At 52.1% G+C, this 15,437-nt stretch carries 10 protein-coding genes and 1 tRNA gene; 7 read left to right on the top strand and 4 right to left on the bottom strand.

From position 1 onward, the window contains the following. Positions 1-22: 22 nt before the first annotated feature. The 3 genes from FAZ14_RS12965 to FAZ14_RS12955 all read left to right on the top strand — a co-directional run bounded on the left by FAZ14_RS12965 (position 23) and on the right by FAZ14_RS12955 (position 3,674). Complete coding sequence (locus tag FAZ14_RS12965; RefSeq protein ID WP_153508665.1) at positions 23-508, top strand: GNAT family N-acetyltransferase; 486 nt, start codon at positions 23-25, stop codon at positions 506-508. Positions 509-845: 337 nt separating this feature from the next. Beyond that, on the top strand, positions 846-1,913 hold the full coding sequence (locus FAZ14_RS12960; protein WP_016943017.1) for an alpha/beta fold hydrolase: 1,068 nt from the start codon (positions 846-848) through the stop codon (positions 1,911-1,913). A gap of 141 nt (positions 1,914-2,054) precedes the next feature. Further along, positions 2,055-3,674, top strand: a complete 1,620-nt coding sequence (locus tag FAZ14_RS12955; RefSeq protein WP_016943016.1) for a methyl-accepting chemotaxis protein — start codon at positions 2,055-2,057, stop codon at positions 3,672-3,674. Positions 3,675-3,869: 195 nt separating this feature from the next. Here the strand turns inward: FAZ14_RS12955 and FAZ14_RS12950 are convergent, their stop codons facing one another. From FAZ14_RS12950 to pepA, 3 genes are all read right to left on the bottom strand, one after another. After that, positions 3,870-6,725: a valine--tRNA ligase gene (locus tag FAZ14_RS12950; RefSeq protein WP_038925048.1), complete on the bottom strand. Its 2,856-nt coding sequence runs from the start codon at positions 6,723-6,725 to the stop codon at positions 3,870-3,872. Between the two features lie 13 nt (positions 6,726-6,738). Further along, positions 6,739-7,188, bottom strand: coding sequence for a DNA polymerase III subunit chi (locus FAZ14_RS12945; protein WP_012883138.1), 450 nt, complete (start codon positions 7,186-7,188; stop codon positions 6,739-6,741). Positions 7,189-7,302: 114 nt separating this feature from the next. After that, the gene (gene pepA / locus FAZ14_RS12940) at positions 7,303-8,811 is read right to left on the bottom strand and encodes a leucyl aminopeptidase (protein WP_016943014.1); all 1,509 of its coding nucleotides are present in this window, start codon (positions 8,809-8,811) and stop codon (positions 7,303-7,305) included. 282 nt (positions 8,812-9,093) lie between these two features. On the opposite strand from pepA, the gene lptF reads away from it, so the two are divergent. From lptF to FAZ14_RS12920, 4 genes are all read left to right on the top strand, one after another. Next, positions 9,094-10,212 carry an LPS export ABC transporter permease LptF gene (lptF, locus tag FAZ14_RS12935; RefSeq protein WP_038925047.1) on the top strand — a complete coding sequence of 373 codons (1,119 nt, stop codon included), beginning with the start codon at positions 9,094-9,096 and terminating at the stop codon, positions 10,210-10,212. Between the two features lies 1 nt (position 10,213). Further along, complete coding sequence (gene lptG, locus FAZ14_RS12930) at positions 10,214-11,284, top strand: LPS export ABC transporter permease LptG (protein ID WP_016943012.1); 1,071 nt, start codon at positions 10,214-10,216, stop codon at positions 11,282-11,284. 222 nt (positions 11,285-11,506) lie between these two features. Further along, positions 11,507-11,591 (top strand) — tRNA-Leu (locus FAZ14_RS12925). 219 nt (positions 11,592-11,810) lie between these two features. After that, positions 11,811-13,076 (top strand): tyrosine-type recombinase/integrase, encoded by a 1,266-nt coding sequence (locus FAZ14_RS12920; RefSeq protein WP_153508664.1) that lies wholly within the window; start codon positions 11,811-11,813, stop codon positions 13,074-13,076. A gap of 92 nt (positions 13,077-13,168) precedes the next feature. Here the strand turns inward: FAZ14_RS12920 and FAZ14_RS12915 are convergent, their stop codons facing one another. Beyond that, on the bottom strand, positions 13,169-14,854 hold the full coding sequence (locus FAZ14_RS12915) for an AIPR family protein (protein ID WP_153508663.1): 1,686 nt from the start codon (positions 14,852-14,854) through the stop codon (positions 13,169-13,171). Positions 14,855-15,437 lie beyond the last annotated feature (583 nt).

Raw genomic sequence — 15,437 nt, 5'->3', positions numbered from 1 at the left:
CGTTTTGCTAAGGAGTTGAATGATGACAGTGACATCCCACCAGGAACCGCTGACGATTCGCATTGATGACCTGACCGGTGAGGCAACCCGAGCGCTGGTGGCCCTGCATCTGGCGGGAATGCACGATAATTCGCCGCCAGAAAGTGTGTTCGCACTGGATTTGTCTGGCCTGCAGTCGCCGGATATTACGTTCTGGAGCGTCTGGCGTGGCGAGCAGATAGCCGGTATCGGCGCGTTGAAAATGCTGACGGAGGGGAGCGGAGAACTGAAATCGATGCGCACCCATCCGCAGTGCTTACGTCAGGGCGTGGCAGGCTATCTGCTGGCGCACATTGTGGATGAGGCCCGCCGACGCGGCTTGCCACGCCTGAGTCTGGAAACGGGCCGCGGCCCGGCGTTTGAACCCGCGCTGACGCTGTATCGTAAACACGGTTTTGTTAATGGCGGTGCGTTTGCTGAGTATACGGCCAGCGAATTCAATCAGTTCCTGCATTTATCGCTGCAATAACAATTATCGCTGTAATAACAATTATCGCTGTGATAGCGGCGCTGTTTTGACGCCTGATTTCTGTACTTCTTTGTCCTCAGACGACAATATCGACAACCAGCAGGGAACGTCAGGCGCTCTTTATACTACCCATGATGTTATTCATCGGGTGCCTGAGCAGAACGGTGACACGGATTATTTTGTGATTATTCTTTAAGGTTAAATTATATACCGATATAAACAAAATAATTGGTATATAATTATTTTTTCAATCATTAGTCAGCGAGCGTTATTGGGATATTTTACGGGAAATATTAACATCGAAGCCCCTCGTCTATGATTACGGAAGCGTTGTTTTATGGTTAACCGCTTGTTGTCTCGGCTGGCTGCTCTGGTGTTGTTACTCGTTTTTTCCTCTTTTTCGACCGCACAAACATTACAGCCACAAGAAGGGAATTGGGTCGCACCTGAATTCCGATTCCATACCGGAGAAACTATCGATCATCTCCGTATCCATTATTACACCTTGGGTGACAGTAAGAAGCCGGCAGTTTTATTGCTGCACGGGACGAATCAGCCGGTGAGTGCATTATTGGCGGCGGGTTTTGGCGGTGAGTTATTCGGCCCCGGCCAACCGCTGGATGCCAGCAAGTATTTCATCATTATTCCCGAAAGCATCGGCTCCGGAAAATCCGCCAAACCGTCTGACGGCCTGCGCACAAAATTCCCGCAATACGACTACGACGATATGGTGCTGGCGCAATACCGGCTGTTGACCGAAGGTCTCGGTATTACCCATCTACGTCTGGTGATGGGGTACTCGATGGGCGGGATGCAAACCTGGATGTGGGGTGAAAAATACCCGGATATGATGGATGCGCTGGTGCCAATGGCCTCACAGCCGAATGAATTATCTGGCCGTAACTGGATGCTGCGCCGGATGTTAATTGAAACCATCAAGCGCGATCCGGCATGGAAAAACGGTGACTACACCACGCAGCCGCCGTCATTGCAGACAGCCAACATCATGTTCAGCATCGCTACTACGGGTGGTACGTTAGGCTATCAGAGCAAAGCTCCGACGCGAGCGCTGGCGGACAAGCTGGTCGATGAGCGTCTGGCTGCCCCTGTCACGGCCGATGCTAACGACTTTATTTACATCTGGAATTCCTCGGCGGATTACAACGCCTCACCGGAATTGGGCCGTATCAAAGCGCCATTGCTGGTGATTAACTCCGCTGATGATGAGCGTAATCCGGTGGAAACAGGAATATTAGAAAGCGAGTTGAAGAAAGTGAAACATGCCGAATTGTTTTTGATTCCGGCAAGTAAGGAAACCAGCGGTCATGCCACCATGATGTCGGCGAAGTTTTATAAAAATAAGTTGGGTGAATTTTTGGCCGCGGTACCCGCCCATAAGCAATAACAAAAAGTAACCGTCACGGGCCGACGCCTAAACATAATCATGTCGGCCCTTCCTTTCATGATATTTCCTTTTCATTTTTGTTGCGGTTTACGTGTGAGTTGAAGCTCATGGTTTTTCATTGACCAAACAGCAGGGACAATTATGTTTCGTAAGATCAAGATCCGCACAACACTCAGTATTATGGTGTTTTCTTTGGCAGTACTGTCGTTAATTGTCGGCGTGCTGGGACTGGTTGCCGTTCAGTCGGGGAATAAATCGTTCGCACATGTGGATACGGTGGTGCTGCCGGGGCTGGTCGCGTTAAATGAAAGCTCGGAATTGCTATTGCGCGCCCGCCTGGATTTACGGCTGTATGAATCCCTGATGGGAAAAGGGGATAAAGAGGCGGCCTCCGTGGCGCTCAAGCGTGCCAGAGGCAAAATTGATGATGCCGGTAAGAAGTGGCAGGAGTACCTGACTTACCCGCAGTCTGAACCGGAAAAAGTCATTTCTTCCGACATGGCTAACAAACGCGACACCCTGATGAATGAGTTCATCAATCCGGCGTTTACCGCGCTGGAAGCCGGGAATCTGGATGATTACCGGCAGCGTGCCGGGAAATCTACCACGCTGTACGCCGATTTTGACAACGCGTCGAAAAAGCTGGTGCAGTACAAACGTCAGAGCATTGACGAGGCTTACAGCGATTCTAACGAACGCGTCAGCCGCATGCAGGTTATTTTGTCGGTGGTGATCGTCTGTGCGTTGGTGCTGGCGGCGCTGGCCTGGTCGATTCTGACCAACCTGGTGGTGAAACCGCTCAATCAGGCGATTAGCGTGTTTGGTCGTATTGCGCAAGGTGACCTGCGCGCCAACATTGAGATTCGCGGCAATAACGAAATTGCTCAGTTGTTCGGTGCGGTACAGCATATGCGTGATGGGCTGGAAAACATGGTGCGGGCGGTACGTAACGGCACCGACGCCATCAGCGTCGGCGTTGAAGAGATTGCTTCCGGCAACATTGATCTCTCCAGCCGTACTGAGCAGCAGGCGGCATCGCTGGATGAAACGGCTTCCAGCATGGAGCAGATTCTGTCCACGGTCAGCAACAATGAAGACAACACGCGCAAAGCCAACGATTTGGCGCAGAAAGCGTCGGATTCCGCTTCTCGTGGTGGCAATGTGGTGACGGAAGTGGTCGATACCATGCGTTCTATCCAGCAGAGCTCGGCCCGTATTTCCGATATCGTCGGTGTGATTGACGGTATCGCCTTTCAGACCAACCTGCTGGCGCTGAACGCCGCGGTGGAAGCGGCACGGGCAGGGGAGCAGGGTAAAGGCTTTGCGGTGGTGGCGTCCGAAGTGCGTACCCTGGCGCAACGTAGTGCCACGGCGGCCAAAGAGATCGGTTCTATGATCGATAACTCGCTAAGCCGCATTGAAAAAGGTGCCGGGCTGGTGGAAATGGCCGGTAAGACTATGGATGAGATCCTGTCGGATGTCCGCAAAGTGGTGGATATCATGGGTGAGATCATGCTGTCTTCCGGCGAACAGAGCCGGGGGATTTCGCAGATCAATATCGCGATCACTCAGATGGACGGCGTGACCCAGCAGAACGCCAGCCTGGTGGCTGAGGTGGCGACGGCGGCAAGCTCGCTACAGGCACAGGTGACGCATTTGCAACAGTCGATAGCCAGTTTCCGGCTGGATAACGAGCCTCAACACCGACTGGGCGACAACCTCGGAGCACAGCCGCACGTTGCGCTGGTGGGTTCACGGTAAGCCACACCGGATAGCGGTCAGCGTTATATCAAATAGCAGCGCATGAAATAGCAACGCATGAAATAACCGCCCATCAAATAAAAAGCCCCGCGATAATACGCAGGGCTTTTTGCTTTTCATCAATCAGGCATTCATCAATCGAATGGCTATCAAGCAGGCTACTACCGAGTTTACCGGTGTTAGCCTGTCGCCTGATTACAGTGCAGCGATGGTGGCCTGTTGTTCCAGCAGTTTGGCTTTGGCAGCGGCGTAACCGTCGCGTTTTTCACGCTCTTTGGCAACCACAGCTTCTGGTGCGCGCGCGACAAAGCCTTCGTTGGACAGCTTGCTGTCGATGCGGCCGATTTCCACCTCGAGTTTCGCCACTTCTTTGGCCAGCCTGTCCAGTTCGGCTACTTTGTCGATAAGGCCTGCCATCGGGATCAGCAGCTCAGCGCCCTCTACCAGCTTGGTGACGGAGACCGGGCCTTTATCGCCAGCCGGTAACAGCGTGATGCTCTCCAGACGCGCCAGCGTCTGAATAAAGCCGAGGTTATCCTGCACACGGCGGGTGGCATCGGCGGACGCGTCGCGCAGCAGCAGCGCTAGCGGCTTGCTGGGCGCGATGTTCATTTCGGCACGAATGTTACGCACCGCGATGATCGCCTGCTTGATCCACTCCAGATCGTTAAACGCCTGCTCGTCTTCCAGCGCAGCATCAAAGGCCGGGAACGGCTGCAGCATAATCGTATCGGCGCTCACGCCTTTCAGTACCTTCACCCGTTGCCAGATGGTTTCGGTAATGAACGGGATGATCGGGTGAGCCAGACGCAACAGCGCTTCCAGTACCGTAACCAGCGTATGACGTGTGCCGCGCAGTTCAGCGTCGCTGCCGCCGTTCATCACCGGCTTGGTCAGCTCCAGATACCAGTCACAGAACTGGTTCCAGGTGAACTCATAGAGCACGTTGGCTGCCAGGTCGAAACGGTAGCTGTCCAGCGCTTCGCGGTAGGCTTTCACCGTGCGGTTGAATTCCGCCAGAATCCAACGGTCTGCCAGTGACAACACTTTGTCGCCACCGTTAAAACCGCAATCCTGCTCTTCGGTATTCATCAGCACGAAACGGCTGGCGTTCCACAGCTTATTACAGAAGTTGCGGTACCCTTCCAGACGTTTCATGTCCCAGTTGATGTCGCGGCCGGTGGAAGCCAGTGCCGCCAGCGTAAAGCGCAGGGCATCGGTGCCGTGCGGTTCGATACCGTTCGGGAACTGTTTTTCGGTGCGCTTGCGGATTTTCTCCGCCAGCTGCGGCTGCATCATGTTGCCGGTGCGTTTTTCCAGCAGCGCTTCCAGCGAAATACCGTCCACCATATCCAGCGGGTCGATCACGTTGCCCTTGGATTTAGACATCTTCTGGCCTTCCTCATCGCGGATGAGGCCGGTCATGTAGACGGTATGGAACGGCACCTGTGGCTTGCCGTCTTCATCTTTGATGAAGTGCATGGTCATCATGATCATGCGGGCTATCCAGAAGAAAATGATGTCAAAGCCGCTGACCATCACGCTGCTGGGGTGGAAGGCTTTCAGTTCCGGGGTTTGCTCCGGCCAGCCGAGCGTGGAGAAGGTCCACAGGGCGGAGGAGAACCAGGTATCCAGCACGTCGTCGTCCTGGCGCAACGCCACATCTGCCGCCAGATTATTTTCGCGGCGCACTTCTTCTTCATCACGGCCGACGTAGACCTTGCCGTTATCGTCGTACCATGCCGGAATGCGATGACCCCACCACAGCTGACGGGAGATACACCAGTCCTGAATGTCGCGCATCCAACTGAAGTACATGTTTTCGTATTGCTTCGGCACGAACTGGATACGGCCATCTTCCACCGCTTCCACCGCCGGTTTAGCCAGCACAGCGGCACGGACGTACCACTGGTCGGTCAGCATCGGCTCGATGACCACGCCGCCACGGTCGCCATAAGGAACGGTCAGGTCGTGTGCTTTAATTTCTTCCAGCAGGCCCAGCTCGTCAAACGCCGCGACCACTGCTTTACGGGCAGCAAAACGCTCCAGCCCGCGAAACGCGTCAGGAATGTCACTGCTGTAGACGGTGCTGGATTCGCCGTTGGTGTTGAAGACTTCCGCTTCCTGACGGATATCGCCGTCGAACGTCAGGATATTGATCATCGGCAACTGATGGCGTTTACCGACTTCGTAGTCGTTGAAGTCGTGCGCCGGGGTGATCTTCACGCAGCCGGTGCCTTTTTCCATATCGGCGTGTTCGTCACCGACGATCGGAATACGGCGACCAACCAGCGGCAGGATCAAAAACGTGCCGATCAGATCTTTATAGCGCGGATCTTCCGGGTTGACCGCCACACCGGTATCACCCAGCACGGTTTCCGGACGGGTGGTAGCGACCACCAGATAATCTTTACCGTCGGCGGTTTTCGCGCCGTCCGCCAGCGGGTAGCGCAGGTGCCACATCGAGCCTTTGACGTCGCGGTTTTCCACTTCTAAATCGGAGATGGCGGTGCGCAGTTTCGGGTCCCAGTTCACCAGACGTTTGCCACGGTAGATCAGGTCTTCCTGATACAAGCGCACAAATACTTCTTTCACCGCGTTGGACAAGCCGTCGTCCATGGTGAAACGCTCGCGCTCCCAGTCTACTGAGTTGCCCAGGCGACGCATCTGACGGGTAATGGTACCGCCGGATTCCGCCTTCCACTGCCAGATTTTATCGATGAAGGCATCACGGCCGTAATCATGACGGGTTTTGCCTTCTTCAGCGGCGATTTTACGTTCCACGACCATCTGGGTGGCGATACCGGCATGGTCGGTACCTGCCTGCCACAGGGTGTTTTTACCCTGCATGCGCTGGTAGCGGATCATCGTATCCATAATGGTTTGCTGGAAAGCATGGCCCATGTGCAGGCTGCCGGTCACGTTGGGCGGCGGGATCATGATGCTGAAACTTTCTTTGCTGGTGTCGCCGTTGGGTTTGAAGTAACCCTGTTGTTCCCAGTGCTCGTACAGCGGCTGCTCGATATCGTGCGGGTTGTATGTCTTTTCCATTATGCTCAAAAAGTCAGTGAGTTGGCGGCGTCGCCGTGGTCAATTGGAAGCCGACGCTGCGATAGGCTTTGTAGCGGTCGCGCGCCAACTGTTTCAGAGATTCGTCGTAAGGGACGAAGTCTATCACTTCATGGAAAGCGGTGGCAAAATCTGCGAACTGCGGCATTAGGCTAATCAACAGGTCGCGTGGTGCGTTGCCGCGTTTTTGCGGCCAGGCCAGCTCTACCGGCGAGCCTTGGCGCGGCCCTTCACCCGCCAGATTGTGCGGCACGAACGCGTGGGGTTCACGCTGCCACAACGCTTCGTCCAGCCTGAGTGCCTGTTGCTCGTCTTCACAGGCGATCAGTACACGCTGACCCGCACGCCAGCGCGCGGCAGCCAGCTCACAGGCCAGCACTTCACAGGCGTTCAGCTCACCGCTGGAGCGGTCGCTCTCAATGAGATAGAAGGTCGCGTTTTTCATGGTGCTCCGCATACCGATGAGGGTTACAGACAGAATAACAAATCCCCGCAAGCGCGGGGATCAGGCCGGAAGGGGATGAATGCGCCACCGGTGGGCGGCGGCGATTGCCGATGATTACTCGGCGTCATTCAACCCGGCGCGGTTTAACAGGAACTGCGACAGCAACGCCACCGGACGGCCGGTCGCGCCTTTCGCCTTGCCGGAACGCCAGGCGGTGCCAGCGATATCCAGATGCGCCCAACTGTACTTGCGGGTAAAGCGCGACAGGAAGCACGCCGCGGTAATAGCCCCACCCGGACGGCCGCCAATGTTCGCCATATCAGCGAAGTTGGAGTCCAACTGTTCCTGATATTCATCGCCTAGCGGCAGACGCCAGGCGCGGTCACCCGCTTGTTCCGAGGCTCCCAGCAGTTCGTGAGCCAGCGGATTATGGTTCGACATCAACCCGGTCAGGTGATGCCCCAGCGCGATGACGCAGGCACCGGTCAGGGTGGCGACGTCAATCACCACATCCGGCTCGAAACGCTCAACGTAGGTGAGGGTATCGCACAGCACCAGACGGCCTTCGGCGTCGGTATTCAGCACTTCCACGGTTTGGCCGGACATGGTGGTCAGAATGTCGCCGGGACGATAGGAGCGGCCATCCACCATGTTTTCGCAACCGGCCAGCACGCCAATGATGTTGAGCGGCAATGCCAGTTCCGCCGCCACACGCATGACACCATACACCGACGCGGCACCGCACATGTCGTACTTCATTTCGTCCATGCTGTCGGCGGGTTTGATGGAGATACCACCTGCATCAAACGTCAGGCCCTTGCCGACCAACACGATAGGCTTGCTGTTGCTGTCCGGCGCGCCTTTGTATTCGATAACCGACATCAGCGATTCATTTTGTGAACCTTGCCCGACAGCCAGATAGGCGTTCATTCCCAGCTCTTTCATCTGCTGTTCGCCGATGACGCGGGTGGTAACCTGGCTATAACCGTCGGCCAACTGGCGCGCCTGTGAGGCCAGGTAGGCGGCGTTGCAGATATTCGGCGGCATGTTGCCCAGATCTTTGGCTGCTTTGATGCCTGACGCAATCGCCAGACCATGCTGAATGGCACGCTCGCCGGAGGTCAGTTCACGGCGGGTCGGCACATTGAACACCATCTTGCGCAAGGGACGACGCAGCTCTACCTTGTTGGTCTTTAATTGATCAAAGGTATACAGCGTTTCTTTGGCGGTTTCGACCGCCTGACGCACTTTCCAATAGGTATTGCGGCCTTTTACATGCAGTTCGGTCAAAAAACAGACCGCTTCCATCGAGCCGGTTTCATTGAGGGCGTTGATGGTTTTCTGGATAACCTGCTTGTACTGGCGCTCATCGAGCTCGCGCTCTTTACCGCAGCCAATCAGCAAAATACGCTCGGAAAGGATATTGGGGACATGGTGCAACAGCAGGGATTGCCCCACCTTGCCTTCCAGCTCGCCACGGCGAAGTAACGCGCTGATGTAACCATCGCTGATTTTATCGAGTTGTTCTGCGATAGGGGACAGCCGACGCGGTTCAAACACGCCGACGACAATGCAGGCACTGCGTTGTTTTTCCGGGCTACCGCTTTTTACGCTGAACTCCATGAACTCTCCTGAATCTTTAAAGACAACGGTGGGATCTACGGCTAGAATGTGACATTCCGTAATATTTTCCCGCCGTTGCGTTAACATAACCTGTGTTAATCTAAACGACGTAGCGAATCTGTGCGAGGATACTCAGCAGGTTCTGATAAACATCCCACAAACAGAGATGTTTTAATAATGCTTTAGCTACGAAGGTTGCCACAAATGAGTGTAAATGGCGAGTTAGCGAAAAAACTATCGACTTTCCTGCAAAAATACAAGTTTTCACAGGCGTAATTAAGCGTGATCATCATTCGATATCTGGTACGGGAAACCTTCAAGAGCCAGGTGGCCATTCTGTTCATCCTGTTACTGATTTTTTTCTGTCAGAAACTGGTGCGGATACTGGGCGCTGCCGTGGACGGCGACATCCCGACCAATCTGGTTTTATCCTTGCTGGGGCTCGGTGTGCCGCAGATGGCGCAACTGATTTTGCCGCTGAGTCTTTTCCTCGGGCTGCTGATGACCTTCGGTCGGCTTTACGCTGAAAGTGAAATCACCGTGATGCATGCCTGCGGGCTCAGTAAAAACGTGTTGCTGAAAGCCGCACTGGTGCTGGCGTTGCTGACGGCGTCGCTGGCTACCGCCAACGTGCTGTGGCTAAGCCCCTGGTCGTCACGCCATCAGGACGAGGTGCTGGCAGAAGCGCGTGCCAACCCCGGCATGGCGTCGCTGGCGGAAGGCCAGTTCCGGCAGACGCAAGACGGCAACTCGGTGCTGTTTGTCGGCAAGGTCAATGGCGGCGATTTTGAGCGGGTTTTTCTGGCGCAACTGCACCCGCGTGAGAACACTCGCCCGTCGGTGGTTGTGGCGGATAAAGGTACGGTAGCGGCGCGTGGCGACGGTTCCCAGGTGGTAACGCTCAGCCAAGGCACCCGTTATGAAGGCACGGCGATGCTGCGTGATTTCCGTATCACCGATTTTATCAACTATCAGGCCATTGTCGGCTATCAACCGGTGGCGGTTGACCCCACTAACGTTGAGCAGATGAGCTTCAAAACACTGTGGCATTCATCCGATATTGCCGCCCGCGCTGAGTTCCACTGGCGATTGACGTTGATTTTCTCCGTGCTGATGATGGCAGTGATGGTGGTGCCGCTGAGTGTGGTGAACCCCCGTCAAGGGCGTGTGCTGAGTATGTTGCCGGCAATGCTGTTGTATCTGGTGTTTTTCCTGTTGCAGAGTTCGCTGCGCTCTAACGCGGGCAAGGGCAGGCTCGACCCGATGGTATGGATGTGGCTGACCAATCTGGTCTATCTGGCGCTGGCCGTCCTGCTGAACCTGTGGGAGAGCGTACCGGTGCGTAAAATCCGCGCCAGCCTGAAATCAGGTCATCGGCAGAACCTAGAAGGAGCGGCCTGATATGTTTCGCGTACTGGACCGCTATATCGGTAAAACCATTTTCAACACCATCATGATGACGCTGTTCATGCTGGTGTCACTCTCTGGCATCATCAAATTTGTCGAGCAGCTGCGCAAAGTGGGGCAGGGGGGGTACTCGGTGATGGGAGCCGGGGTATTCACTTTGCTCAGCGTACCGAAGGACATCGAGATCTTTTTCCCTATGGCGGCGCTGCTGGGTGCGCTGCTGGGGCTGGGCACGCTGGCCACCCGCAGCGAACTGGTGGTGATGCAGGCATCCGGTTTTACCCGGTTGCAAATTGCCGGCTCCGTCATGAAGACCGCCATTCCGTTGGTGCTGCTGACGATGGCCATCGGTGAATGGGGGGCGCCGGTAAGCGAACAAATGGCACGTAACTACCGTTCACAGATGATGTTCGGCGGTTCGGTGCTGTCAACCCAAAGCGGTCTGTGGGCTAAAGACGGCAACGACTTTGTCTATATCCAGCGTGTTGCGGGAGACAATCAGTTACAGGGCGTCAACCTTTATCACTTTGACAAAGACAGCAAACTGCTTTCAGTGCGCTATGCCGCCTCAGCTGTGTACGAGAACGGCAGTTGGAAACTGTCTCAGGTTGAAGAATCCGACCTGAACGACAGTAAACAGATTGGCGGCAGCCAGACGGTGAACGGCGAATGGAAAACCAACCTGACGCCGGACAAGCTCGGCGTGGTGGCGCTCGATCCTGACGCGCTCTCTATCCGTGGCTTGTACGACTACATTAAGTACCTGCGCCAGAGCGGGCAGGAAGCGAACCGTTACCAGCTCAACATGTGGAGCAAACTCTTTGCGCCGCTGTCTGTGGCGGTGATGATGCTGATGGCACTGTCGTTCATCTTCGGCCCGCTGCGAAGCGTACCGGCGGGTATGCGAATCGTCATCGGTATCAGCTTCGGCTTTCTGTTTTACGTGCTGGACCAGATCTTTGGTCCACTCAGTCTGGTGTACCATATGCCGCCAGTGCTGGGGGCGTTGTTGCCGAGCGCGTTGTTCTTGTTCATTAGCGTGATGCTGCTGCTGAAACGGCGCTAATCTCTCTTTTCACGAAACGGGCGGGCTATAACAGCGCGCCCGTTTTTTATCTGTATGACATATCCGACGCTGTAAAACTGCTGCCACGGCAACACATTACTGTGCTAAAAACACCCTAACGGTGATTTTTTCAGCGCTTGCAACGCCAGAAGACGGATTAGGGTTGCACCGAGCCCGCACAACGGTATAATCCACCACGTTCTCCGCAAAGTACTACTTCGTGCCGAAGTGGCGAAATCGGTAGACGCAGTTGATTCAAAATCAACCGTAGAAATACGTGCCGGTTCGAGTCCGGCCTTCGGCACCAAAATTCAAAAATCAAGCCACCTTCGGGTGGCTTTTTTTGTGTCCGTTATCGTCCAGTAACTTCCATATATCATTGTTAAATAAAGATTTAATCTGATTTTATTGTCTGGATGGATTGTGTGTTTTTTCCACAGCGGTCTTTTTGCATCCGTTGTAATCCAGCGGTTGTTGGGGGCATAATCGGGGGCATCTCCACTTCGATAAGATATGTGCCCCCAAAATGAAGCTCAATGCCCGTCAGGTCGAGACTGCCAAGCCCAAAGAGAAAACCTACAAGATGGCGGATGGGGGCGGCTTATACCTTGAGATTACCCCACGCGGTTCAAAATACTGGCGCATGAAGTATCGGCGTCCAGATGACAAGAAAGAAGACCGGCTGGCTTTTGGTGTTTGGCCGACAGTCACCCTGGCGGAGGCACGCGCTAAACGTGATGAAGCTAAAAAGCTGCTGGTGCAAGGTATTGACCCAAAGGCTGAACAAAAAGAGGCACAGGCTGAAACTGCGGGGGCGTATACCTTTGAGACTATCGCCCGGCAGTGGCACGCCAGCAACAAGCGCTGGGGCGATTATCATCGCGCACGGGTGATGCGTTATCTTGAACTGTACATTTTTCCGCATATTGGCACGGCAGATATCCGTAAACTCAAAACCAGCCATCTGTTAGCGCCGATAAAAGCGGTGGATGCCAGCGGCAAGCATGATGTAGCACAACGCCTGCAACAGCGTGTTACGGCGATTATGCGCTATGCCGTGCAGAACGATTATATTGACTCTAACCCGGCCAGTGACATGAGCGGGGCATTAACGACGACGAAAGCACGGCACTATCCAGCTTTGCCGCCGGAACGCCTCCATGAGTTCCTGTCACGGCTTGCTGCTTATCGTGGCCGCCAGATGACACGTATCGCAGTCGAACTCACGTTGCTGACGTTTGTACGTTCCAGCGAGCTTCGTTTTGCCCAATGGTGCGAGTTTGATTTTGATAAAGCTTACTGGCGGGTTCCGGCACAGCGGGAAGCGATCAAAGGTGTGCGTTACTCCTATCGTGGCATGAAGATGAAGGAAGAGCACATCGTGCCGCTCAGTCGTCAGGCCGTAGCGCTGCTGGAGCAGTTAAAGGCAATTAGCGGCGACAACAAATGCCTTTTCCCCGGTGATCATGACCCGGAAAAAGTGATGAGCGAAAACACGGTCAATAATGCGCTGCGAGCAATGGGTTACGATACGCAAACCGAAGTTTGCGGACACGGTTTCAGAACGATGGCGCGAGGCGCGTTAGGGGAATCTGGCCTGTGGAGTGACGACGCGATAGAGCGTCAGCTAAGTCATTCTGAGCGGAACAATGTCCGAGCGGCTTATACTCACACTTCTGAGTATCTGGATGAACGGCGGTTAATGGTGCAGTGGTGGGCGGATTATCTTGATGCAAATATTTATGAAGCAATAACACCCTTTGATTTTGCAAAAAGAAAAAATAAAGATTAGGTTGATGCTTATTAATGATTTACTTAAATAAATATAAAAGTTTACTTTAATTTGAATGCCGCGTGAGCAGCATTCTTAATTTAGTTAATGTGTTATATTTTTTCTGATATGGCTTTGCATATGGTTGCGTTTTTAAATAAAGTGGCAAGGAATTTGTCTTTGTAGTTTGTTTCTATTTCTGACATTAGCTTTTCAAGGGCGGATTTTGTAATTTTCAACCAGTCGATTGTGTTAATGTCAAAATCGAATTTATTTGCAGCTCTATGGATTTCCAGTGCTCTAAAAACTAAGAAAGCTAGCATTCTATTACCATGAACAAGGATACCATATTCTTTACCCGATTTTTTCGGTAAGTTCGCAATCATGATGTCAATGATTTCATCTGTTTTGCGCAAAGCAAACACTGTATTTCGAAGATAAATCCCATTGGTTTGTGGGTTAAAAATTGTTTTATATGGCGCTTTCTTAAGATTATCATAAAAACGACCAATTTCTCTTTTTGCTTGAACTGCTAGTCCTACTTGCGTAGATGCGCAGGCTAACGCAACGGTAGCTTCTGATAAATCAATCATTGCAGCGGAAGTTTTTATGTTTTCACTTCGAACGATATTGTATTCAATACCTTCTAGTGAAAGTTCTTTTTTTAACCTTATCTGTTCATCATCTAAAGAAACAAAATCTCTGCTCTCTATTCTATTCTGGCGGTTGTTAGTTTTTGTTACAGAAGCACCAAAGTCTTCTGGAGCGCCTTCTAATGAAATTAGCCGGATAGGTAAACGTAGCTTGGTAAGGTTTGCACCTCCTTCCTGTGCATGCTTACCAATTACGCTTACGGTCTGCGCGCCGTTAACGATACTGATATTGTTCGCTTTAAACGAACCGATATCTCTGCTATTTCCACCAACCATTGATTTTTTAATAGATTCAGCAACTACGGTAATGCCGTTATTATAATACCAAAAATTTTCGGGTTGCTCCTCGATTGTTCTTTTAACTTCATCATTAACTTCAGTAGCACCTAGCATTTGTCTAATATTTTTGGCGAATAGTCTTTTCCCTTTTTGTATCCACCAATTCGCAACCTCTTCACCCGCCACAATTCCAAAAAAACCTTGATGTGGTTCTTCAATTTTCCCCCATTGAGATAGGCCAATCTCAAGGTCGATTGGTTCACCATCCATTCCCGACGCAAGCCCACTATGAATTATAGCTTGATTAAGATGATGGAAGCTTACAACATCTTCGCTAGTACCATCACCAGCATCATTTAATTCATTAAGTATTGAATCCATCACTTGTTGATTATGTCTGCTTAGTGTATTTGAACCAGTATGAATTAAAACAAGATCGAATTTAGTATCAAATTCCCCTAAAGCGGTTTCGATCATTTGTTTTTTAATGTTAACTTTCTCATTAAACTTGTTAAGCTCTAAATTAATGAGATCCAAAATGCCATCCTTGAATTTTCTTAAATCACCATTATCAGGTTCTCCAGTCCCATCTTTTCTCCATTTAGATTGAACAATGATCATTCTTTTACTAGAAGATGAATAATGAATTGCATCTATACCATTATCATCAGCACCATCAACAACTGCTGATGCAGCTTCATCTATTGAAGTATCTCCAATGCAATAAATAGCGTAAGCGGCTAGAGAACGAGTTAAAATTTTAGTTTGAATTTCTTTATCTTGAGGGTTGAGATCATTTTTATCAATTTTATCGGCGAATAATGTGTTAATTTTACTACCAATTTGATTTACATGAATAATGCTCATTTTTTCATCCTTTAAGCGGAATACTTGGAGGAGCTAAAAATTTCATTTCTTTTTCTACGCGTTTTTGACTGGTGAATCAAATGCTTTAAACAGTACCCGCGCGCAGTGCTTTCCCCGCCTCGCCTGCCCGCTTAAGAGGGCGGTTTTAATGCAGGTGCATGAACAGGCTCAGGCCGCGCCGGTACAAGAGCGGGAAGGGTTAAAGAGGGTGGATAAACACATGCAAAACCATGCACCCTGTGGATGCATGGCTTAACTCAGGAAAAATAGCGGGATTTCCGGTGATTTTCAGGCAGGGTGTCGTGCGTATGCTGAAAGGGTGTATATTTTTCCTGATTATCACCCCAGTGAAGCCTCGCCAAGGCTGAATCCGGTAACTGTAAATTATCTACCCTGCATTGAGTATTTAATTGTACCAATGGCCGAGAAGTTCAGGTTTCACCCCCTTGAAATCCCACCAAAACTGTCGTAATTTTATCCACGCAACACCGCTGTCGATGACAGCCACCAATGTTTCCAGTATCAGGATGATACGTGTGACCTGTGAGAAACGCCTTCGGGTGGTCACAACGCCAAAGTCATA

It is taken from the genome of Dickeya oryzae (assembly GCF_009372235.1).
Classification (GTDB): domain Bacteria; phylum Pseudomonadota; class Gammaproteobacteria; order Enterobacterales; family Enterobacteriaceae; genus Dickeya; species Dickeya oryzae.
This window is presented reverse-complemented; position numbering and strand designations above follow the sequence as displayed.